Source organism: Deltaproteobacteria bacterium, assembly GCA_011375175.1.
Taxonomy (GTDB): Bacteria; Desulfobacterota; GWC2-55-46; order GWC2-55-46; family DRME01; genus DRME01.
The window spans coordinates 18,067-39,375 of sequence record DRME01000091.1; the positions used below are offsets into that span (position 1 = coordinate 18,067).

Annotated in this window: 16 protein-coding genes; 5 read left to right on the forward strand and 11 right to left on the reverse strand. The window is 64.8% G+C overall.

The annotated features are described in order from the left end of the window. Positions 1–430: 430 nt before the first annotated feature. Together ENJ37_07920 and ENJ37_07925 are read left to right on the forward strand one after the other, a co-directional pair. Positions 431–1,270 carry an MBL fold metallo-hydrolase gene (locus tag ENJ37_07920; GenBank protein HHL40418.1) on the forward strand — a complete coding sequence of 280 codons (840 nt, stop codon included), beginning with the start codon at positions 431–433 and terminating at the stop codon, positions 1,268–1,270. Next, on the forward strand, positions 1,267–1,974 hold the full coding sequence (locus ENJ37_07925) for a class I SAM-dependent methyltransferase (protein HHL40419.1): 708 nt from the start codon (positions 1,267–1,269) through the stop codon (positions 1,972–1,974). The genes ENJ37_07920 and ENJ37_07925 overlap by 4 nt, the downstream gene beginning before the upstream one ends. A 51-nt stretch (positions 1,975–2,025) precedes the next feature. On the opposite strand, the gene glyS is transcribed toward ENJ37_07925, so the two are convergent. From glyS to ENJ37_07945, 4 genes are all read right to left on the reverse strand, one after another. Continuing rightward, positions 2,026–4,278, reverse strand: coding sequence for a glycine--tRNA ligase subunit beta (gene glyS, locus ENJ37_07930; protein HHL40420.1), 2,253 nt, complete (start codon positions 4,276–4,278; stop codon positions 2,026–2,028). 281 nt (positions 4,279–4,559) lie between these two features. After that, the gene (locus ENJ37_07935; GenBank protein HHL40421.1) at positions 4,560–5,237 is read right to left on the reverse strand and encodes a PEP-CTERM sorting domain-containing protein; all 678 of its coding nucleotides are present in this window, start codon (positions 5,235–5,237) and stop codon (positions 4,560–4,562) included. A gap of 715 nt (positions 5,238–5,952) precedes the next feature. Beyond that, a complete protein-coding gene (locus ENJ37_07940) occupies positions 5,953–8,643 on the reverse strand; it encodes a hypothetical protein (GenBank protein ID HHL40422.1) in 2,691 nt (896 codons plus the stop codon). Positions 8,644–8,704: 61 nt separating this feature from the next. After that, positions 8,705–9,709 carry a U32 family peptidase gene (locus ENJ37_07945; protein ID HHL40423.1) on the reverse strand — a complete coding sequence of 335 codons (1,005 nt, stop codon included), beginning with the start codon at positions 9,707–9,709 and terminating at the stop codon, positions 8,705–8,707. 512 nt (positions 9,710–10,221) lie between these two features. On the opposite strand from ENJ37_07945, the gene pyrE reads away from it, so the two are divergent. The 3 genes from pyrE (at position 10,222) to ENJ37_07960 (ending at position 12,642) form a co-directional block, all read left to right on the forward strand. Continuing rightward, positions 10,222–10,785, forward strand: coding sequence for an orotate phosphoribosyltransferase (gene pyrE, locus ENJ37_07950; protein HHL40424.1), 564 nt, complete (start codon positions 10,222–10,224; stop codon positions 10,783–10,785). 23 nt (positions 10,786–10,808) lie between these two features. After that, the gene (locus ENJ37_07955; GenBank protein ID HHL40425.1) at positions 10,809–11,534 is read left to right on the forward strand and encodes an orotidine-5'-phosphate decarboxylase; all 726 of its coding nucleotides are present in this window, start codon (positions 10,809–10,811) and stop codon (positions 11,532–11,534) included. Between the two features lie 640 nt (positions 11,535–12,174). Next, positions 12,175–12,642 carry an XRE family transcriptional regulator gene (locus tag ENJ37_07960; protein HHL40426.1) on the forward strand — a complete coding sequence of 156 codons (468 nt, stop codon included), beginning with the start codon at positions 12,175–12,177 and terminating at the stop codon, positions 12,640–12,642. 154 nt (positions 12,643–12,796) lie between these two features. Here the strand turns inward: ENJ37_07960 and ubiG are convergent, their stop codons facing one another. The 7 genes from ubiG to ENJ37_07995 form a co-directional block, all read right to left on the reverse strand. After that, positions 12,797–13,516, reverse strand: coding sequence for a bifunctional 2-polyprenyl-6-hydroxyphenol methylase/3-demethylubiquinol 3-O-methyltransferase UbiG (ubiG, locus tag ENJ37_07965; protein ID HHL40427.1), 720 nt, complete (start codon positions 13,514–13,516; stop codon positions 12,797–12,799). Between the two features lie 549 nt (positions 13,517–14,065). Next, a complete protein-coding gene (gene hemL, locus ENJ37_07970) occupies positions 14,066–15,352 on the reverse strand; it encodes a glutamate-1-semialdehyde-2,1-aminomutase (GenBank protein HHL40428.1) in 1,287 nt (428 codons plus the stop codon). Between the two features lie 56 nt (positions 15,353–15,408). Beyond that, on the reverse strand, positions 15,409–16,290 hold the full coding sequence (gene glyQ, locus ENJ37_07975) for a glycine--tRNA ligase subunit alpha (GenBank protein HHL40429.1): 882 nt from the start codon (positions 16,288–16,290) through the stop codon (positions 15,409–15,411). Positions 16,291–16,293: 3 nt separating this feature from the next. Then, positions 16,294–17,118 (reverse strand): DNA repair protein RecO, encoded by an 825-nt coding sequence (gene recO, locus ENJ37_07980; GenBank protein HHL40430.1) that lies wholly within the window; start codon positions 17,116–17,118, stop codon positions 16,294–16,296. A gap of 4 nt (positions 17,119–17,122) precedes the next feature. After that, on the reverse strand, positions 17,123–18,490 hold the full coding sequence (gene mgtE, locus ENJ37_07985; GenBank protein ID HHL40431.1) for a magnesium transporter: 1,368 nt from the start codon (positions 18,488–18,490) through the stop codon (positions 17,123–17,125). A 424-nt stretch (positions 18,491–18,914) separates the two neighbouring features. Beyond that, entirely contained in the window at positions 18,915–19,985 is a 1,071-nt protein-coding gene (locus ENJ37_07990) for an aminopeptidase (GenBank protein HHL40432.1), read from the reverse strand. 42 nt (positions 19,986–20,027) lie between these two features. Further along, complete coding sequence (locus ENJ37_07995) at positions 20,028–20,945, reverse strand: TIGR01212 family radical SAM protein (protein ID HHL40433.1); 918 nt, start codon at positions 20,943–20,945, stop codon at positions 20,028–20,030. Positions 20,946–21,309: the final 364 nt, after the last annotated feature.

Consider the following 21,309-nt stretch of genomic DNA (forward strand, 5'->3'; position numbering starts at 1 on the left):
GATGAAAGTGCGGAGGTCTTGAAGGACGGGGCCGGAGGCGGTCCCTTTTTGCGGCGGCGCCCCTATGGCTGGGGAGAGCCCGCAGCCTCACGGTAAACGATTGACTACGGGTTCTCTTCTGATATAATAAGGAAGCTCTGATTTATTGCACTGAGGGAACCTTTTTGTAAAAAGGTTCCCTCAGACTCCCTCCAAAAACTTTTAACGCGAGTTGGTTTCCCCCTGTTTTGCCAAGCAAAACAGGGGGAAACCAACTCGTATTGAAAGTCTTTGAAGGGGGTCTGGGGGAAACTTTCTACAGAAAGTTTCCCCCAGCGTAATTAATCAGAGTTTCCATAAGTCATCGGGTGTAGGAGCTTTTCGGCCATGGGGCCCCGAGTCCCCGGTGTACGGCTGCCGGCTGAACGATGAGCAGATTGAGGAAGCCCGGATGAGAGTACGTTGTTGGGGCTCGCGCGGCTCCATAGCGGTTTCTGGCAGGGAGTACCTCAAGTACGGGGGGGACACCACCTGTGTCGAGGTCACGGCGGCAAGCGGCGAGACGATCATCATCGACGCCGGCACGGGCATAAGGCGGCTCGGCAACCGGCTCATGGCCGCCGGCGTGACCGACATCCACCTGCTAATCACCCACGCCCACTGGGATCACCTCTCGGGATTTCCTTTCTTCAAGCCCCTGTACAGCAGCTCTACCGATATCCGTGTCTACGGCGGACTGCCGACCCAGGCGTCGGTTAAGAACATCATCTCCAAGACCATGACGCCCCCTTACTTTCCCATAAAGCTCGAGGACATCCACGCGGAGATCAGTTTTTTCGGCATCGGCAACTCGAGCGTCTCCATCGGCTCGGTCTCCATCAGGACCATAGCGCTCAACCACACGAACGAGGGCGTGGGCTTCCGTTTCGACGAGGGCGGCCGAAGCTTCGTCTTCCTCACGGACAACGAGCTCGGCTACGAGCACCCGACCGGTCTTTCGAGGACCGACTACCTCGAGTTCTCGAGGGGGGCCGATCTTCTCTTCCACGACGCCGAGTACAGGCCCGACGAATACGAGAGCACGAGGGGATGGGGGCACTCGGTATTTCTCGACGCCGTGGAGCTCGCCGTCGAGGCCGGCGCGGCGAGGCTGGGTCTCTTTCACCACAACCAGGAGCGTTCGGACCCGGAGATCGACGCCATGGTCGACGAGGCCCGCGACGTGATCGGCGCAAGGGGTGCCGTTCTGGAGTGCATGGCCGTGGCCGAGGGCTTCGAGGCCGAGGTATGAAGACCGGCGTCCTCCATATCCCGCGCCAGGCCGCCTCCATGCTCTTTGCCGTGGGCGCGGCCCTTCTGATTGCGGCCCCGGTCGCCGCTGCCGCCGGCGCGGCGGGTCACCGCCACGTGCCTTTCGGGTCCGTGGAGAGGTATATCTCCGTACTCGAGGAAGAGGGGCGGGCCGCCTGGCAGAAGCCCCGGCGCGTGATCGATGTGCTGCCTCTCGACGAGGGCGATAGGGCGGCCGACATAGGCGCTGGCTCCGGGTACTTCACGGTGCTGCTCGCCGAAAAGGTCGGTCCCCGGGGGACGGTCTTCGCCGTAGACATCGAGCAGGAGATGCTCGACTATATCGAGAGGCGCCTTCGGGCCGAGGGGATAGGCAACGTCGTCACCGTGCTCGCTGGCGACGACGACCCGCGCCTGCCCGAAGAGGCCGTGGACCTCGTCTTCATCTGCGACACCTACCACCACCTGCCCGACCGCGTGGAGTACATGAGGCGGCTGAAGAAGGTCTTGAGGCCAGGCGGCCGCGTGGCGATAGTCGATTTCAGGGCCGAGAAGACGCCCGTGGGCCCGCCGCTCTCCATGAGGCTTTCGCGCTCGCAGGTCATCGAAGAGATGGAGGCCGCCGACTTCAGCCTCGAAGGCGAGTTCTACTTCCTTCCCTACCAGTACTTCCTTGTCTTCATGCTCGGCGGGGTCTTCCTGTAGAGCCCGGGGGTCTCAGACCCAGGGGGTCTCAGACCCAATGGGTCTCCGGCTTCAGACGACGAGTCTCGACAGGTCGGCGACGGAGATGTAGAGCGAGCGGATCGAGTGGAGGAGCAAGAGCCTGTTGTTCCTCGTCCTCTCGTCGTCGACCATGACCATCACGTGGTCGAAGAAGGCGTCGATGGTCTCCTTTACGGAGGCCAGCGCCTCGAAGAGGGCCTTGTACTCGCCCTTGCGGCGGTGCTCCTCGATGACCGGCGCGAGGCGGCGGCCCGTCTCGAAGAGGCGGCGCTCGTGGTCGGTCTCGAAGAGGGAGGCGTCGGGTCCGCGGCCTTCGATGCGGCGGCCCTTGAGGATGTTGGAGACGCGCTTGAAGGCCGTCACCAGGCTCGGGCAGGCCGGGTGCTCCTTGAAGCCCTCTATGGCGTTTATGCGTTTCACGGCGTCCACTATGTCGAACCAGGGGGTTGAGAGCACGGCCTCTACGGCGTCGTGCGAGAGCCCCCGGCCGAGGAGCTGGTTTCGCAGTCTCTCCCTGATGAAGTCGAGCACGTCGCGGCGCACCTCGTCGCGCCCTCTGGTGAGCTTTTCAGCGAGGAGATCGAGGGCCTTGTCGACGAGTTCGTCAATGGCGACGCGCAGGCCCTTGTCGAGGATTACGGCCACCGTGCCGAGGGCCTGGCGGCGCAGGCCGTAGGGGTCCTGGGCCCCGCTCGGTATGAGCCCCACGCCGAAGCAGCCCGTTATGGTGTCGAGCTTGTCGGCCATGCCGATGATCGCGCCCGGCACCGAGGCCGGCAGCTCTCCCGACGCGCCGACGGGCATGTAGTGCTCGTATATGGCCGCCGCCACCTCGGCCGGTTCTCCCGATGCGCTGGCGTAGATGCTTCCCATCTTGCCCTGGAGCGAGGGGAACTCGCCCACCACGCCGCTTACGAGGTCGGCCTTGGAGAGCACGCAGGCGCGGCCGAGTATGAGGGCGGCGTACTCCTTGGGCGAGTCCTTGGCCGCGGCGAGCCGCACGCGGTAGTCGTCTGCGAGGAAGGCGGCCGGGTCGTCTCCCGCAACCCCTTCGCAAAAGCCGGTCTTCCCGCCTATGTAGAGGGCCAGGGCCGTAAAGCGCATGACCTTCTCGTAGGATGTGCCGAGCCTGGACTGGAAGACCACGCCCCGCAGCTCCTCCACCCTCTCGGTGAGCGGCACCTTGAGGTCCTGTTCGTAGTAGAACTTGGCGTCGCTGAGCCGAGCGCGCAGCACGCGCTCGTTGCCCCTTCTGACGACCCCCATGTCCGACGCCCTCGTGTTCGCCACCGTTATGAAGGCCGCCACGAGCCGGCCCTTGTCGTCGACGACCGAGAAGTAGCGCTGGTGCTCGCGCATGGCGTTGACCACCACCTCTTTGGGAAGAGCGAGGAATTCCTCTTCGAAGCGGCCGTGGACGACCACCGGGTACTCGACGAGGTTCGTCACTTCCTCGAGGAGGCCCCTGTCAGCGAGTACCCTCCCTCCGGCGGCGCGGGCCTCCTCTTCGAGGCCCTTTTCTATGATCTCGAGCCTTTCGGCGGGGTCCACGATGACGCTGGCCTCCCGGAGCGTCTCCACATAGCGTGACGCCTCGCCTACGGCGACGGCCTTTGCCGGAGAGTGGAAGCGGTGGCCCCTGGTCGTGGAGCCGCTCTCTATGTGGCCGAAGCGGAAACGCACGGGCTCTTTGCCGTAGAGGGCGAGGATCCAGTGGACGGGACGCGCAAAGCTCATCTCGAAGGCGGACCAGCGCATGGCCTTGGGAAAGGAGAGCGACGAGACCGTATCGGCGAGCATCGCCGGCAGGAGTCTTTCGGTGCGCTCGCCCTTTACGACCTTCTCGGCGTAGACGTACTCGCCCCTGGGGGTCTTGATGGTGGTGAGGTCCCCTGGCGCCACCCCCTGGGAGGCGGCGAAGCCGGCGAGGGCCTTCGTCGGGTTTCCGTTCTCGTCGTATGCGGCCTTCACGTTCGGCCCCCGGGCCTGGATCTTCCTGTCGGGCTGGACCGGGGCGAGGGCCTCGACCAGGACGGCGAGCCTTCGCGGCGTGCCCATGGTCCTTACGGCCGAGTAACCGAGCCCCGCGGCGCGCAGCCTCTTTTCGATCCCTTCGCCGAGGGCCGCAAGGGCCCCGGCCATGAATGAGGCCGGTATCTCTTCGGTGCCTATCTCGACTATCAGGTCTTTCGGCTCGCTCAACTCGGGGGTCCTCCGGGCTCTTTGTGCGGCTTTTCGCGGCCCTCTGCGGGCCTCGTCGGCCGGGCCCGTACAATCTACCATAACCGCCGTATTTTTCAAGCCTTTTGTGATGCGCGCCGGGCGGCGCAAAAAAAGGCCGCACCCAGAAGGGTGCGGCCTCCGCGGAGAGGACTCAAGGGACGATGCCCTTACGGTCTTTTCTTTCGCCGGGCCCTAAGGCGCCATTTCCACCCGGCGGCCGCAACTCTCACGCAGCCCCCGTAAGCCCCGTTGCAGCCCCCTGTCGTTTTCCTTCACGCAGGGCCTCGTGTATAGCCTCGCGCACCCGTTGCAGCCCCCCTTGCAGCCCCCCCTTTTCCGGCTCAGGCCGCCTTGCGCCTTGCGGCCGCAAGCCCGATGAGGCCGCCGCCGAGAAGCAGCAGCGTCGAGGGTTCGGGCACCGACGACGACGCCGTTATGATAAGCGAATTACCCTCGAGGTGGGGGAGCGCCGCCTTCGTGTATCCGCCCATGCCATCGGGCGAGACGAAGGCGAAGTTCGTTATGCCCATGAAGTCGCCGGGCGTGATGGTGATTGTCCACGTCTGGTTGCCGAGCCCTGAGATGACGCCGCCGTCGGTGCAGCAGGGCCACCATCTGAAATCGGCGCTCGTGGAGGTGAGCTCGCCGGGGTCGTCCGAGTAGACGGTCACGCCCGAGGGCACGCCGCTTATACTCATCTTGAAGACTCCGCCGGAGAGGTCGCCGGGCGTGTCCAAGATCATGCCCAGGCTCATGTTGCCGGGCGCCCCGGTCGTGTCGGTGTAGAGCCAGAAGTAGGCGGTATCCGGGGCCGTGCCGAAGGCCGGGTGGCCGGAGCCTGACCAGGAGTAGTTGTAGTACGACCAGGCCGACTTGGGCTGTGCGATGGGTGCCACCGTCACGGAGGGGGTGGTGGTGGTGGAGTAGCTGTAGGTGATGGCCTCCGCGCGGCGGGGGAGCGCCGGCGTCAAGGACAACGCCGCCGCCACGGCGGCCGCCAATAGTATCTTTTTCTTCATCTCCAATCTCCTTTACAATAAATGTTCCCTCAGCGCAATAAATCAGAGTTTCTTTATAAATACAAATATGCAAATACCGAGCCAGAGAAACCCCGCATCATGCCTTCTGCCTGTAACATCTTGTATTGTTTGATAAAAACGAAGCTCCCGCCCCGTGGCCCTTCGCTTTCACGGGGATGCGCGGGGAAAGTGTCAACACTTGTTGACAGGGAGGAGGCGGCGCCGCCGGGGGCTCAAGCTGTGTTCTGTAAGGCTTCTTCAGCAAAAACAACCTATTGCGGCGTTTCGGAGTGACTGCCTCTGTTGTAGTCTTTTTTTACACCCGAGGAAGCCTCGATTCAAGGAACCTGTTTATTTGCTCTTCGAGCCGCGTCGGCTCTCTTGATCGTCCAACCCGCGCCGGCCGCCTCGGGGGCTGTACCGGGGGTTCGGGCCGCAAAGGCGTAAAAGATCCCGCCTGGCGCGGGCCGAACCCCACGGTGCAGCCGAAGATCCGAATAACATACGGTGAGGCAGGGGGATACGCGTGCCTGTGGCCCCTCTTCAGAAAGTTTCCCCCGGCAGACTGCGGCGGCCGCCTCGGGGGGCTGTACCGTGGGGTTCGGGCCGCAAAGGCGTAAAAGATCCCGCCTGGCGCGGGCCGAACCCCACGGTGCAGCCGAAGATCCGAATAACATACGGTGAGGCAGGGGATACGCGTGCCTGTGGCCCCTCTTCAGAAAGTTTCCCCCGGCAGACTGCGGCGGCGCTCGACGAGTATGGAGGCCGCCATGGCCGCAGCGGCGGCGGCCATGAGCGCCGCGCCGAGCCTGAAGCTTGCGGGGTCGTAGACGAAGCGGACCCTGTGGCTGCCCGGGCCGATCTCCACGCCGCGCACTACGCCGTTTACGCGCACGAGCTCGGCCGGCTCGCCGTCGACCTCGACGCGCCAGCCCCTGTAATAGGTGTCGCTCAGCACCAGAAGGCCCGCCCTGGCGGCCCGGGCCTCGACGGTTAGCGAGTTGGCGCCGCTCTCTGTCACGGAGGCCGGTTCGATGTCGCCTCGGCGCTCCGGGAGCTCGCCGCGGCGTGGATAGCGCACCGTCGCCTCGCGGGGCCCGCCGTCCTTCGCCCCGCCATCGAGTTTGAAGTCGTAGGCCACGTAGGCCCTGGGAAGGGCCGTCAGGTTCTCGTAGACGCGGACCTCGCCGTCGTAGACGAGGCGAAGCTCCCGGCCCTTCGCCGCGGCGGCGAGCTCGCGGCCCGCCGGAAAGACGAGGTGGCGCACGGCGAGGAAGGAGTAATAGGGCAGCCGCTCGACTATCTCGCCCTCCACGTCGAAGGCGGCGACCCTGAAGTACTCCCTCCTCGCTTCGTCGTGGAGGCGGAGCGAGCGTTCGGGACGGCCCGTGAACCACAGGGCCGACGAGACCCTGTCCTCATGCTCCACGGGCCGCTGGAGGCGCTCGAAGCGGAAGTCGCGGTATGCCGGCAGGAGCAGGGCGTTTATGTAGTGGATGTCGTGGACGCCGAGGGCCGAGGCGTGGTTGGGGAAGAGCGCGCCGTGGAAGCCGGCGGCACGGTAGTCCGGGCCGGCGGCCTTCAGAAGCTCCACGTAGGGCGGCGGGCTGAAGGGGTCGTATCTCGAGGGCATGCCGCGCGGCGCGGCGGCGTCGGCGAGGAAGAAGGCCGCCGCGGCGAGGCAGCCGAGAAGGGCCGCGAGCCGTCTTCTGCCCAGGAGCAGCGCCGCGGCTGCGCCGAGGCCGGGGACGAGGAGCAGGGCCTTGAAGTAGAGCCAGCGGTGGTCGTAGCCCCTCGGCGCCATCCACCAGAGCTCGACGAGCGCCACGACGACGACGGCCTCGATGCCGGAGCCCCTTCGCGCGTGGACGGTCGTTGCCACGAGCGCGCAGAGGGCGAAGAGGAGCGCCGCGCCGTGGGAGAGGACCATGGCCGGCGCCGCGTAGGGGACGGCGTGGGGGCTGAAGTGCCTCTCGGCCGTCGAGACCAGCATGGCGGCGCCCGGCAGGGCGAAGAGGACGTAGGCGGCGGCGAGGGCGGCGAAGACGACGAGCGGGGCGCGGGCTTCGGCTCCTGGAGCGGAGCGCCTCTCCAGGAGGGCGTAGCCGCAGGCCGCCGCGGCGCTGAGCGGGAAGACCCATGCCGGCGCAGACCACCGCGGGCTCCAGGCCCGGTCGAAGAAGGGCAGCTCGCCGAGGTAGACGAAGGGCCTTACGCCGAAGTTCTTGAGAAGAAGCGCCGCGCCGAAGGCCAGGAAGAAGAGGAGCAGGGACGCCGTCGCGTCGCCGGCACCCTCTTCCCGGCCCGGCCCCGTCCCGATGCGCCGCAGGGCGAGCGCCGCAAGGCCGCCGAGCGAGAGGAAGACCGACACGACGCCCGTGTATCCGCCCATGTAGTCCCATATCCCCTTGGTGGCGAATATGCGGAAGTAGAAGTCCGTGTCGCCGTAGCGGGCGAGCGCGCCGGGAAGGAGCTTCGGGTCGGCCGGTATGGCCGTGGCCCCGGGGTTGAGGGCGACGAAGAGGGTCTTGAGGTTTGCGATGTGCTGGGTGCCCACGCCGGCACCGGGGTGGTGGAGGTGGTGGCTCAGGGAGACGAACTCGATGAAGGGGATGACGAGCGGGGCCGCCAGGAGCAGCCCCGCCGTGAAGACGACCGCCCCCTTGAGCGCCGCGGCGGAGAGCTCCCTTGCGCCGCCGCAGAGGCCCAGGCAGCGGAAGACGTAGTAGCAGAGGCCGAGAAGACAGACGTAGAGCGCCGTCTCCGGCTGGCCGCCGAGCAGCGTGAGCGCCACGGCCGCGCCGGCCAGCGCCGTGTCGGCGGCCGAGCCGCGCCGGGCCGTGCGCTCCAGGGCGTAGAGGAGCAGCGGCAGGGTCATGGCGGGGTTGGCCATCTGCTCGAGGTTCACAAACCAGGTGAACGTGCCGGAGAAGATGTAGAACGCCGCGCCGAGGATGGCGGCCGTGAAGCCGAGCCCCGCCAGCTCGAGCGCGAGGAAGGTGAAAAACCCGGCTACGACGAGCCTTCCGAGGAGGAAGTAGTCCCAGAGCCACCAGGGCGAGAGGTCCTCGATGATCTGGTAGGGGAAGAAGGCCCTCGTCGAATAGTCCGCGGCAAGGGGGGTGCCCGCCGCCTGGTAGGGATTCCACAGGGGCAGCTCTCCCGAGGCGAGAAGGTCGCCGACGAGCTTGTTTACGGGCCACTCGTAGTAGGCCGGCGTGGCGAGGTCCACGCCGTAGGTGTTTACCGGGATACGTCCCTCGTAGCCGTAGGGCCAGCCGTCCACCGCGCCGTGGGGCTGGTAGAGCGGGGCCATGAGCGTCCTGCCGCCGAAGACGACGGGCGAGTGGACGGCCGCGACGAGGGCGAGGAGAATCAGCAGGGCCTTGAGGTTGCGGGAGATCACTTTTTTGCGGTTGGCGGTCCCTCTCCGAAGCGCCGCGCTCGGGCGGGACGCAGCGCCGCCCTTACTTGCCCCTGTAGCAGCCGAGCGTATGGGTCGTGCCCTCGAAGGTGGCGTCCGTTGCGGCCTGCCAGCGGGGCCTGACGGCGTAGGAGGCCGGGTCCCTGTAGTAGGAGTCGACGGCCTCGCGCATCACCCGCGTCATGGCGGCCACGTAGCTCCTTGTGCGCTGGCGGCCCTCGATCTTGAAGGCCGATATGCCGGCCTCGATGAGCTCGGGGACGATGGAGAGGACGTTGAGCGACTCGGGGTCCTCCATGGCGTAGCTCGTCCGGCCGTCGGGCATGACGTAGCGCCCCTTGCAGCACGTGGGGTATGGCGAGGACTCGCCGGCGGCGAGGTCGTTGAGGACCATGGAGTTGAGCGAGATGCGCAGCCCGCCGTCGTCGCCCGAGTCGAAGCGCACGAAGCGCGACGGCGAACATGCGCCCTCCGTGTTGGTCGAGGCGCCGGTGACGAAGCTGGAGAGGTAGCAGCGGCCCTCGATGTTTATGCACAGCCCGCCGAGGGCGAAGACCTCGAGCTCCACGTCGGTCATCTCGCGGATGCGCCTTATCTCGTCGACGGTCACGACCCTGGGCAGCACGACGCGGCGGATGCCGAACTCGCGCCTGTAGAAGTTTATGGCCTCGTAGTTGGAGGCGCTGGCCTGGACGCTAAGGTGGAGGACGGCGTCGGGATAACGCTCCCTGGCGTAACGGAGTATGCCGAGGTTTGCGAGGATCACGGCGTCGGCGCCGAGCTCGACGGCGAAGTCGACGGACCGGTACCACTGCTCGTAAGTGTCTGCCTGGGGAAAGGTGTTGACCGCTATGTAGACCTCCCTGCCGCGGCTGTGGGCGTAGTCCATGCCCTCGCGCAGCCCGTCGGCCGTGAAGTTGAGACCCTCGAAGTTGCGGGCGTTGGTGGCGTCGTTGAAGCCCGTGTAGACCACGTCGGCGCCGTTGTCTATGGCGGCCTTGAGCGACGGCAGATTGCCCGCCGGACAGACAAGCTCGACTTTCTTCATGCTTCAATACCCCGATGGCGGATTTGGGGAGATTTTCCCTGGGGGAAACTTTCTGTAGAAGGGCCACAGGCCCGCGTCTCCCCGCGCCCTCTCGTATGTTATCCGGATCTTCGGCTGTACCGGGGGGTCGACCCGCGCCAGGCGGGATTTTTTACGCCTTTGCGGCCCGACCCCCCGGCACAGCCCCCCAGAGGCAGCCGGCGCGGGCAGCCTGGGGGAAACTTTCTGCAGAAGGGCCATAGGCCCACGTTTCCCCCAGACCCCCTTCAAAGACTTTTAACTTGGGCCTAAGAACCTCGCTTCCTTGGACGATCACGAGAGCCAACGCGGCTCGAAGAGCAAATTAAAAGTTTTTGGAGGGAGTCTGAGGGAACCGTGGGTCTGTGACCCTTTTACAAAAAGGTTCCCTCAGTATTCTACACGAAAAGGAGGCGGGAAGTCGATAAAAAATCCGGGGCGGCCGGAGAATCGGCTTGACTGGCGAGGGCGGAGACCGTATACTCGAAACCGCTATGGGAAGCGAGTTCGAGAGACTTGTCGGGATAATCTACCGGCGTTCCTTCCGTTACGATCCGGCCAAGGGGTTCGTCCTCTCCAGCGGCGCCAGAAGCGACATATATATCGACGTGAAGAAGACGGTGCTGAGCGCCGAGGGCATGGTCACGGTGGGGCGCGTCGTCTACGAGCGGATAAAGGGGCTCGGCGCCGACGGCATAGGGGGGCTGACCCTTGGAGCCGATCCCATAGCCTACGCCGCGGCCATGACGAGCAACCTCGCCGGAGACCCCCTCGAGGTCTTCATAGTGCGCAAGGAGGCGAAAAAACACGGCACCATGCGCTGGATAGAGGGCAACCTCGGCGAGGGGGCGCGGGTCGTCGTCGTCGACGACGTGGTGACGACCGGGGCATCCACCATCAAGGCCGTGGAGAAGGCGAGGGAGGCGGGCTTCGAGGTGGTGAAGGTCCTGGCGCTGGTGGACCGCTGCGAGGGAGGACGGGAGAATATCGAGCGGACGACGGGCTGCGCCTTCGAGGCGGTGGTAAGCCGTGAAGACCTGTTGAGGCTGCGGCCCTGAGGGGCCCTTTCCGCGCAAGTGAGATGGAGCCGAAAGAGCGCATAATCTTCGCCCTCGACGTGGAGAGCGCCCGGGAGGCCTCGGAGCTGTGCTCGCTTCTCGAGGGTCGCGTGGGGGTCTTCAAGATCGGGCTCGAGCTCTTCTGCGCCGAGGGTCCGGCCGTGGTGCGCGCCGTGAAGGAGAAGACGGGCGCCGCCATATTCCTGGACCTCAAGTTCCACGACATACCGGCCACCGTGGCCGGGGCCTGCCGCAGCGCCGCCCGGCTCGGCGTAGACTTCGTGACCGTCCACTGCGGCGGCGGGGCGCGGATGCTGCGCGCCGCCGCGGAGGCCGCGCCGCGGCTCAAGGTCCTGGGCGTCACGGTCCTTACGAGCCTGGGACGCGGCGACATGGAGGCCGTGGGCGTCGATACGGCCCGCTTCGCCTCTCCCGCCGAGCTGGCCGTCGAGCGCGCGGCCATGGCCGTGGAGGCCGGCTGCGCCGGGGTCGTCTGCTCGGGCCGGGAGGCCGCCGCCGTAAGAAAGCGCATCGGCGCCGGTCCGCTCATCGTAACGCCCGGCGTGAGACCCTCCGGTCACGCCGCGGGCAGCGACGACCAGAAACGCACAACCACCCCAGCCGACGCCTTCCGCGACGGCGCCGACTACATAGTCGTCGGCAGGCCCATCCGCAACGCCGCCGATCCGGCGGCGGCGGCCGACGCCATAGCCGCGGAGATCGGCCGGGCCCTCTCCGTAACACCCTGAGCCACAGCCCCCCTTTGTAAGAATTCTTTCGCAGACCCATGAATCCCCTTTCACTCCCCTCCGGCCGGAGTTTTTTCACCTGCCGTTTAAACCCTTCGTCCCGCCGGGAGAAAAAGTCCTTGCTTTTGCAGGAGGCTGTATTAAAATAATGCGGTGTGCGCCGTCGGTGCGTTGTAACTGCTGGTGAGGGGAAGACTCTCCGTGTGGCGGACCAGCCGTGGTTTGTCGCATCTTCTCGGGCGCGTCCCTATATTTTATTTAGGGAAGCTCTGATTTATTGCACTGAGGGAACCTTTTTGTAAAGGGTCATAGACCCACGGTTCCCTCAGATTCCCTCCAAAAACTTTTAACGCGACCTGGTTTCCCCCTGTTTTGCCTGGCAAAACAGGGGGAAACCAGGTCGCATCGAAAGTCTTTGAAGGGGGTCTGGGGGAAACTTTCTACAGAAAGTTTCCCCAAGGGTCATTAATCAGAGTTTCCTTGGGGACCAGGGGGCAACAATCGGGGGTTCCTTGAGGAAAGGCGGGTGTTTGCCGGAAGCAAGCAGGGTGCAGGGTGACAAAGAGAGTCTATCGCTACCGACAAGAGCCGTATCGAGAGGCCGGCGCGGCGGCGCCATACGCAGGAGGTTCCGGGGTTGATGAAGGTGAACGAAGAGTGCATAACCGCTGAGGTGCTTAAGGGTCTCGGACGCCGGGGAGGGTCCGTAGCCAGGGGGGGCGCTCCCGGGGCGAAGGCCGCCGGCGCAGGCGTAGATGTCAAGGAAGTCGGAGAGCGGTTAAAGATGCTGAGGAAGGAGTTCCACCTGAGCCAGGAACAGCTCGCCGGCGAGCTCCTGGTCTCCAAGAAGCTCTTGTCCGAGATAGAAGGCGGCAAGCGCATGCTCTGCGGCCCCATCGTCGTTGCGCTGGAATGTCTGTTCGGCGTGAACCGCCAGTGGCTGCTCACCGGCGAGGGGGAGAAGGGGGGAAGCGGCTTCTCCGCCCATGCCGCCGACGGCGTGGCGGACTTCGTGAGGTCCTACAACCGGCTCTCGCCGGAAGGCAGGAAAAAGCTCATGAACATCCTGAGGGTATTTCTCCTCACGGAGAACAAGGTGGTCTTCTGAGCGGAAGGGGCCGGCGTCGTGTCTCTTCCCGCCGTCGTACCGGCGCAAGCCGTGCCGACGCAAGAGGAAGTCCGGCCCTGTTCCCCGCCGGAGGCGAAGGCCCGGCGGTCACTCTCCCGCAGGTGCCGGCAGCGGCGGAGAGCCGGCAGTTGCGTCAATCCCTCCTTTTCACACCGTAGCCCAGGTAGTTGACCGTCGTGTCGTCGGAGAGGACGAACTCGAGCCGCCAGGGGCTGAAGCTCATGCCCCGCAACCCTTCCATCGTCACGCCGCAGCTCTCCATGATCTCCTTCAGATGCGAGGGCTTTATGAATTTCCTGAACTCGTGGGTGCCGGGCGGGACCATGCCCAGTATGTCCTCGGCGACGAATATGGCCAGGAGCCGCGCCCTGAGCGTCCTGTTGATGGTTCCGAAGAAGAAGAGGCCGCCTGGTCCGAGCATGGAGAGGGCGCCGGCCAGAAAGGCCGCGGGGTCGTCGACGTGTTCGAGCACCTCGGCGCAGACGACGATGTCGTAGGGACTCGGCTCGCCCGCGGCTTCGTGTGCGGCCTTCAGCTCCTCCACGGAGCAGACCCTGTAGTCTATGTGCAGTCCCGACTGCGCGGCGTGCCCTTTCGCCGCCTCGATGGCCACGGGCGAGAGGTCGATGGCCGTCACCGCCGCCGCCTCGGCGGCGAACCTTTCGGAGAGAAGACCGCCGCCGCAGCCCACGTCGAGCACCTTTTTGCCTTCGAGCCCGCCGAGACGCCGGCAGGCCACGTCCCTGAAGTACTCGAAGCGCAGGGGGTTTATCCTGTGGAGCGAAAAGAGCCTCCCCTTGGGATCCCACCACTCCCGGCCGTATTCGTCGAATTTTTTCGCTTCGTCGTTCATGTGTGCAGAACCCTCGATAAGGTACGGTGCTGGTTGGGGTCGGTATCGCGTTGGTGTCGCGGCTCCCGGGCGGTCGGCCCGCGCCAGGCGGGTTTGTTACGCCTTTGCGGCCCGACCGCCCGGGAGCCGTTATTTGCCTGGGGGAAACTTTCTGTAGAAGGGCCACAGGCCCACGTTTCCCCCCGCGGCTCCCTCGGATGTTATTCGGATGTTTGGCGGTCCCTTGGAGGTTCGGCCCGCGCCAGGCGGGGCTTTCTTACGCCTTTGCGGCCCGAACCTCCAAAGGACCGCCCCCCGGGTAGCTGATGCGGGCAAGACACTCCCCTTCAAAAGGGCGTTAAAAGTCTTTGGAGGGAGCCTGAGGGAACCTTTTTACAAAGAGGTTCCCTCAGTGCAATAAATCAGAGCTTCCCTTACTTTTTCCCCAACAAGAAAGTAACCACGTGAGACGGGGCCGAAGGCCGCGATGTCTGCCCGCGACGGTCGTAGGCTCATCAAGATTCATCAGTTTTTCTTTGGTTACTTTCTTTTTTCCAAAAAGAAAGTAACTCAGAGGCCGCGGCGGAAGCTTGTTTTTACGGCCTCGAGAGTCCTTTCGATGTCGGTGAGGCTGTGTGCGAGACCGACGAAGGCCGCCTCGAACTGAGAGGGCGGCATGTATACGCCGCAGGCGAGCATGCGGCGGAAGAAGCGCGAGAAGCGGGGGAGATTGCTTGCCGCGGCGTTTGCGTAGTTTTTCACCGGTCTTTCGTTGAAGAAGAGGGTGAACATGGTGCCCGCCTTGGCGACCTGGCACTGGATGGAGGTGTCGGCGACGATCTCTTCGATGCCGTCGCAGAGGGTGTCGGTGAGCTTGAAGAGTTTGTCGTAGACGCCTTTTTTCCTGAGGAGCTTTAGGGTCTCGATTCCGGCCGTCATGGCAAGGGGGTTGCCCGAGAGGGTGCCTGCCTGGTAGACGGGGCCGACGGGGGCGAGCTCTTTCATGAGGGAGCGTTTTCCGCCGAAGGCGCCGACGGGGAGTCCTCCGCCGATGACCTTTCCGAGGCAGGTGAGGTCGGGCCTTACGTTGTAGACCTTCTGGGCTCCTCCGTAGCAGAGCCGGAAGCCGCTCATGACCTCGTCCATTATGAGCAGCGCTCCGTAGCGGTCGCAGAGCGTGCGCAGCCCTTCCATGAAGCCGTCCTTCGGCGGGACGACGCCCATGTTGCCCGGCGAGCCCTCGACTATGACGCAGGCGATGCCCTTGGGGTCCTTTTCGAAGATCTCCTCGACGGAGAAGAGGTCGTTGAAGACGGCGTTGTAGGTGTGTCTCGCCAGGTCGGCGGGGACGCCGGGGCTGTCGGGCACACCGAAGGTGGCGGCCCCGCTTCCGGCCTTTACGAGGAGGCTGTCGGCGTGTCCGTGGTAGCAGCCCTCGAACTTTATGATGTTGTCGCGGCCCGTTGCGGCGCGGGCGAGGCGGATGGCGCTCATGGTCGCCTCGGTGCCGGAGTTGACGAACCTGACCATCTCCATGGAGGGGAAGGCCTCGGTGACGAGTTCTGCGAGCTCCACTTCGAGCTCTGTCGGCGCGCCGAAGCTGGTGCCGCGGGCCACGGCCCTTTTGAGGGCGGCGCTCACCGCCGGGTGGGCGTGGCCTGCTATCATGGGTCCCCAGGAGCCGACGTAGTCGATGTACTCGTTGCCGTCGGCGTCGTAGATCTTGGAGCCCTTGGCCCCGGAGATAAAGAGGGGCTTCCCGCCCACGGCCTTGAAGGCCCTGACGGGACTGTTCACACCGCCCGGTATGAGCCGGGACGCCCTTTTCAGCAGCTCGCTCGATTTCTTCGTCGACATCTCCATCTCCTTGCAAAGGTGTTTAGAGGTCCCGCCGGTGGGCTTCCGGCGCACTTTCACCCGGCCGCCGCCTCTTTGAGCAGCGGGTAGCCGAGCTCTTCACGCACCTTGAGATAAAGCCGGGCCGAGCTTCTGGCCAGACGCCTTACGCGGCCTATGAATCTCGTGCGCTCGGCGACGCTTATGGCGCCGCGGGCGTCGAGGAGGTTGAAGGTGTGCGAGCACTTGAGGCAGTAGTCGTAGGCCGGCAGGGAGAGCCCCCTGTCCAGGAGTCTGAGCGCCTCGCGCTCGTACATGTCGAAGAGTTTGAAGAGGAGGTCCTTGTCGGCCTCCTCGAAGTTGTAGCGCGAGAACTCGACCTCCCCGCGGTGGTGGACGTCGCCGTATGTGACGTCGGCGGTCCACCGGAGGTCGAAGACGTTGTCCACGCCCTGGAGGTACATGGCTATGCGCTCGAGGCCGTAGGTTATCTCGCCGGAGACGGGGCTCAAGTCGATGCCGCCCGCCTGCTGGAAGTAGGTGAACTGGGTTATCTCCATGCCGTCGAGCCACACCTCCCAGCCCAGTCCCCAGGCGCCGAGGGTGGGGGACTCCCAGTCGTCCTCGACGAAGCGTATGTCGTGGTCGAGCGGTTCGATGCCAAGGGCCTTGAGGCTGTCGAGATAGATGTCCTGTATGTCCTCGGGCGAGGGTTTGAGTATGACCTGGAACTGGTAGTAGTGCTGGAGCCTGTTGGGGTTTTCGCCGTAGCGTCCGTCGGTGGGACGGCGCGATGGCTCGACGTAGGCGGCCCGCCAGGGCTCCGGGCCGAGCACCCGGAGGAAGGTTGCGGGGTGGAAGGTGCCGGCCCCCTTTTCCATGTCGTAGGGCTGATGTATGATGCATCCCCGCTCGGCCCAGAAGCGCTGGAGCCTCAATATGACATCCTGAAAAAGCATCTTTCAAGAACCTCCTCGTGACGGTGGTTGTCGTATCTTGTTCATGAAGAGCCTGGTCTTGAGCTCCTTGCCCAGGTGGTGGCGTATGAACTCGCCGAGTAGTTCCTCGCCTTCTGCGAGGAGCGATGGTGAGGGCACGAGTCTCTGGAGCTTGGCCGGGTCGAGTCGCGCCGCCATGGTGAGGAAGCGCGCCGCGCCGGGCGAGACCTTCATGAGGCCGGCGCTCCCTGCGGCCCCTGCGGCGCAGCGAGCGCAGAGCAGTCCCCCTCTTTCGGCGCTGAAGAAGTGGGGAGCCGCCGCGGCCCGGCCTGCTCTCCCGGCGCCGCCGCCCTGCCGGAGGGGTCTGCGGCAGGCGACGCAGCCCGAGAGGTGGGGCAGGTAGCCCGCGGCGGCGAGAAGCCTCATCTCGAAGGAGCGAAGAAGCGGTCCCGTGGGGGCGCCGTCGTCGATCTTCGCGAGTATGGCGGTGACGAGGGGGAAGAGGCCCGGCGTCTGCTGGCCGTCGCCGGTCATCTCCGAGGCGAGCTCGGCCACGTAGCTTGCGGCGGCGAGGCGTTCCACGGAGGTTTTGATGCCGCTGAATTCCCGGAGGAGCGAGGCGTCGTCGATCCTCGCAAGGGTGCTGCGGGGGCTGAGGTGTACGAGCAGCGAGCTCAGGCTGAGGGGGTCGAGATTGCCCACGAAGCGGCGGCGGCTGCGCTTGGCGCCCTTGGCTATGGCGCGCAGCTTCACCGAGCGGTCGGTGAGGAAGGTGACTATCCTGTCCGACTCCCCGTAGTCGAAGGCCCCGAGTATTAGGGCGCTGGTCTTTGTGTGTCCCCCTTTCATGGCGCTACAGGATTCCTACGTGGAGGAAGAGGGCCGCGAGGCCGAGGAAGGTGAAGAAGCCTCCGATGTCCGTACAGGCCGTGACGAATATGCTCGCCGAGAGGGCCGGGTCGGCGTTGAGCCACTTGAGGATGAGGGGTATCGTCGCCCCGCTCAGTCCGGCTATGACCATGTTGGCCGTCATGGCGAGGAAGAGGAGCACTCCCACCATGGTGCTTGCGCCGAGGAGGTAGGATATGAGGGCCGCCACGGCGCCGACGAGGAGGCCGTTGCCCAGCCCCACGAGCGCCTCCTTTACGAGTACCCGCCGTGCGTTGCGAAGGCTCAGCTCGCCGAGCGCAAGGCCCCTTACCATGACCGTTATGGTCTGGGTGGCGGCGTTGCCGCCCAGGCCCGCCACGACCGGCATGAAGACGGCGAGCACGACGAGCGACTCTATGGTGCCCTCGAAGAGCTTGACGACGCTTGCGGCGAGGAAGGCGGTTCCGAGGTTTACCAGAAGCCAGGGCGAGCGCATCCTGAAGGAGCGGCCCGGAGGGTCGAGGGCCCGCTCCCCGGTGTTGAGGCTCGCCATGTGGTAGACGTCCTCGAATATCTCCTCCTCTATGACGTCTACCACGTCGTCGACCGTGATGCGTCCCACGAGCTTTCCGAAGCCGTCGACGACGGGGAGGCTTATGAGATCGTATTTCTTGAAGAGGCGGGCCACTTCCTCCTGGTCCACGTCGGTGGTGACCTTGATGAAGTCGCGGTCCGCTATCTCGCCCACGAGCGCCGTGGGCGGGGCGAGGATGAGGCGGTCCAGCGGCACGACGCCGACGAGGACCCGTTCGGAGTCGACGACGAAGACGCTCGATATGTTCTCCACCACGTAGCTTTTGCGGCGCACCTCCTCGATGGCCTCTTCTATGGTGGCGTCCTCGTGGACCGAGACGAGCTCGGTCTGCATCTTACCGCCGGCCGTGTCATCGGCGTAACGCAACAGTCTTCTGACCTGCTGGGACTCGTGGGTGTCCATGCCCTCGAGGACCTTGCGGGCCTCCTCCACGGGCAACTCGCTTATGAAGTCCGTTGCGTCGTCGGTGTCCATCTCGTCGACGACCTCGACGAGCTTGTCGTCGGTGAGCGATGCGATGAGGATGGCGCGGCGGCGCTCGTCGACCTCGAGAAAGACCTCGGAGGCCACCTCGGGCTTGAGCGTGTGGAAGAGCGAGATCATCTGCGAGTCGTCGATGTGCTCGAAGAGGTGGGCGATGTCCGAGGGATGGAGCCTGGAGACGAGCTCGCCGAGACGCTCGCGCTCACCGCTCTCAAGCAGCGACTTTATCTCGTCTATCTGGGAGTCGGTGACCTCTATGGACATGGCGAGCACTCTCCAAAAAGTTAGGGAACCCTGATTTGTTGCACTGAGGGAACCTTTTTGTAAAAAGGTTCCCTCAGACTCCCTCCAAAAACTTTTGATGCGAGTCGGTTTCACCTGTTTTGCCTGGCAAAACAGGTGAAACCGACTCGTATCGAAAGTCTTTGAAGGGGGCCTGGGGGAAACTTTCTACAGAAAGTTTCCCCCAGAGCAATCAATCAGAGTTTCCTTGGCGAAATCGGCCACCGCAGTTGGGTGAGCGGAAAAAAGCGCGGCGTCTTCTACGGTTACGGCGCCAAGGAATAAAAATAGCACAGGGTGAAAGAGCAGTCAACAGGAGATGGGGCCGGAACTTCCCGGTTTTCCGAAAAAAGCGTCCATATCCGGTGACGCCGGAACGTTTCCGGCGGGAAGGGGCCCTGTCGCCGGGGGGCGCTCAGGGCAGCAGCTTTCCGTTTTCCTGTACGGCCCTGCCGTCCACGTAGAGGGCGCCGTCTTTTCTCAGGTCCTTTATCATGTCCCAGTGTACGGCCGAGTGGTTTCCGCCGCCAGCTTCTTCGTAGGAGCGGCCGACGGCGAGGTGGACGGTGCCGCCGATCTTTTCGTCGAAGAGTATGTCCTTGGAGAAACGCTTTATGCCGTAGTTGACGCCTATGCCGAGCTCGCCGAGGCGGCGCGCGCCCTCGTCGGTGTCGAGCACGGCGATGAGGAAGCGTTCGTTCTTCTCGGCCGAGGCGTCGACGACGCGGCCGGCGTCGAACCTGAGCCTTACGCCCGTGACCTCACGGCCCTGGTATATGGCCGGCATGTCGTAATATATGTGTCCACTGGCCGAGTCCTCGATGGGCGAGAGGAAGACTTCGCCGTCGGGCATGTTGCGCTCGCCCCAGCAGGGGATGGCCTTCCTGCCCTCGATGGAGAGGGTGAGGTCGGTTTCCCTGCCGACGATCCTCACCTCGCGGCCCCGGTCGAGCACGCGCTTGAGCCGCATCGCCACCGCCTTGAGCCCGGACCAGTCTATATTGGTGGCGCCGTAGAGGAAGTCCTCGTACTCCTCGAGGCTCATCTCCGCCTCCTGGGCAAGGGCGTTGGTCGGGAAGTTGCACAGCACCCAGCGTTTCTCGTTCACTATCTTTTCGCTTATGGGTTTGAGGACCCTGCTTCTCAGGGCGATCTTCTTTGGGTCCGTCGAGGAGAGGGCCTTCCTGTTGAGCGGCGCCCTGATGTTGACGACACAGTCGATATGTTCGGCCTCGTAGAGCCTGGTGTCGGGAAAGCGCTCCAGTTGCGCCCTGGTGGCCATGTCGTAGAAGATCCCGGCCGTCTCCTCGAAGTTTATGGAGGTAAGGGGGTGGGCCTTCTTTCTCATCACCTCGCGGTAGACCTCGATGACAAGGGGCTTTGCCAGCTCGCTCGATGCGCTTATGAGGACCGTCTCGCCGCGTTTGAGCCGCAGCGAGTGGTTCACCAGTATGGATGCCAGCGTGGTTGCGCGCGGGTCGATCATGATCGTGTCACCTCCTTGGCGTTTGTTTAGGGGGGCGCGCCTTCACAGGCGGCGGGCCGCGCCCTGGCGCGTGCCTCTTGCCCGGAGCTTCGCCTCCACGGCCTCTGCCACGGCGAACTTGCCGGCCCCCCAGCGGGGGGCGACGAGCAGGCGGCGGGGCGCGTCGCCGCAGAGCCGGTGTATGACCGTCTCAGGCGGCAGGAGCTCGATGGCGTCGGCGACTATGGATGCGTACTCGTCGAGCCCGAGCGGCGTCACCTCTCCCCGGCGGTACATCGTTTCAAGGGGCGTGCCCCTGAGCACCTGGAGCTGGTGGAACTTGACGCCCCAGAGTCCGAGCTCGGCCACGCGGCCGACCGTGGCCGCCATGTGGCGGCGTTCCTCGCCGGGAAGACCCATGATGAGGTGCGCGCACACGTCGATGCCCCGCTCCATGGCCGCGCGGGCGGCGCAGATGAAGTCCCCGGCGGTGTGGCCCCTGTTGATGAGCCTCAGCGTGCGCTCATGGATCGACTGCAGGCCCAGCTCGATCCAGAGGTCCTTTTTCCCGCGCACCCGGCAGAGGAGATCGAGCACCTCGGGGCCGAGGCAGTCGGGCCTTGTGGAGACGGCGAGGGCGACGACCTCGGGGTGGCGCACGGCGGTGTCGAGCATGGCGGCGAGCCTGTCGGTCGGTCCGTTGGTGGAGGTGCCCGACTGGAAGTATGCGACGAAGGCCCCGGCCCTGTGGCGGCGGCGCACATACTCGATGCCGGCCTCGAGCTGCGCGGCAACGGAGAGACCGTCCGCGCCGCGGGCGGGCCTCAGCGCGTCGCTGCGGCAGTAGGCGCATCCCCCTCCGCCCGGAAGACCGCCGCCGTTGGGACAGGCGAAGCCGGCGTCGAGCGAAACCTTCCACGTCCGCCTGCCGTAACGCTCGTAGAGGACGGCGCCGAGAGAGCGGTAGCGCGGTCTTCCCATCCCTTTGCCTTTCGAATATGCCGGGCGAAATTTCCCGAAAAACGGCGCCGGTCTTCCCCCGGCCCCCCTGTATGTTATTCGTATCTTCGGCGCTCCCCCGGAGGCTCGACCCGCGCCGGGCGGGTTCTTTTTACGCCCTTGCGGCCCGAACCTCCGGGGGAGCGCCTCCGAGTCGGCGGGGCCGTGCCCCTTTTATTAGGGAAACGCTGATTTATTGCACTGGGGGAAACTTTCCGTAGAAGGGCCATAGGCCCACGTTTCCCCCAGACCCCCTTCAAAGACTTTTAATTCCCTGCGGATCATCCCGATTTTGCAGGCAAAATCGGGATGATCCGCAGGGCGTTAAAAGTTTTTGGAGGGAGTC

What these genes read in the sequence shown, in the direction of transcription:
- ENJ37_07920 (HHL40418.1), top strand. Translation starts at nt 431, where the DNA reads ATGAGAGTACGTTGTTGGGGCTCGCGCGGCTCCATAGCGGTTTCTGGC.
- ENJ37_07925 (HHL40419.1), top strand. Translation starts at nt 1,267, where the DNA reads ATGAAGACCGGCGTCCTCCATATCCCGCGCCAGGCCGCCTCCATGCTC.
- glyS (HHL40420.1), bottom strand. Translation starts at nt 4,278, where the DNA reads ATGGTAGATTGTACGGGCCCGGCCGACGAGGCCCGCAGAGGGCCGCGA.
- ENJ37_07935 (HHL40421.1), bottom strand. Translation starts at nt 5,237, where the DNA reads ATGAAGAAAAAGATACTATTGGCGGCCGCCGTGGCGGCGGCGTTGTCC.
- ENJ37_07945 (HHL40423.1), bottom strand. Translation starts at nt 9,709, where the DNA reads ATGAAGAAAGTCGAGCTTGTCTGTCCGGCGGGCAATCTGCCGTCGCTC.
- pyrE (HHL40424.1), top strand. Translation starts at nt 10,222, where the DNA reads ATGGGAAGCGAGTTCGAGAGACTTGTCGGGATAATCTACCGGCGTTCC.
- ENJ37_07955 (HHL40425.1), top strand. Translation starts at nt 10,809, where the DNA reads ATGGAGCCGAAAGAGCGCATAATCTTCGCCCTCGACGTGGAGAGCGCC.
- ENJ37_07960 (HHL40426.1), top strand. Translation starts at nt 12,175, where the DNA reads ATGAAGGTGAACGAAGAGTGCATAACCGCTGAGGTGCTTAAGGGTCTC.
- ubiG (HHL40427.1), bottom strand. Translation starts at nt 13,516, where the DNA reads ATGAACGACGAAGCGAAAAAATTCGACGAATACGGCCGGGAGTGGTGG.
- hemL (HHL40428.1), bottom strand. Translation starts at nt 15,352, where the DNA reads ATGTCGACGAAGAAATCGAGCGAGCTGCTGAAAAGGGCGTCCCGGCTC.
- glyQ (HHL40429.1), bottom strand. Translation starts at nt 16,290, where the DNA reads ATGCTTTTTCAGGATGTCATATTGAGGCTCCAGCGCTTCTGGGCCGAG.
- recO (HHL40430.1), bottom strand. Translation starts at nt 17,118, where the DNA reads ATGAAAGGGGGACACACAAAGACCAGCGCCCTAATACTCGGGGCCTTC.
- ENJ37_07990 (HHL40432.1), bottom strand. Translation starts at nt 19,985, where the DNA reads ATGATCGACCCGCGCGCAACCACGCTGGCATCCATACTGGTGAACCAC.
- ENJ37_07995 (HHL40433.1), bottom strand. Translation starts at nt 20,945, where the DNA reads ATGGGAAGACCGCGCTACCGCTCTCTCGGCGCCGTCCTCTACGAGCGT.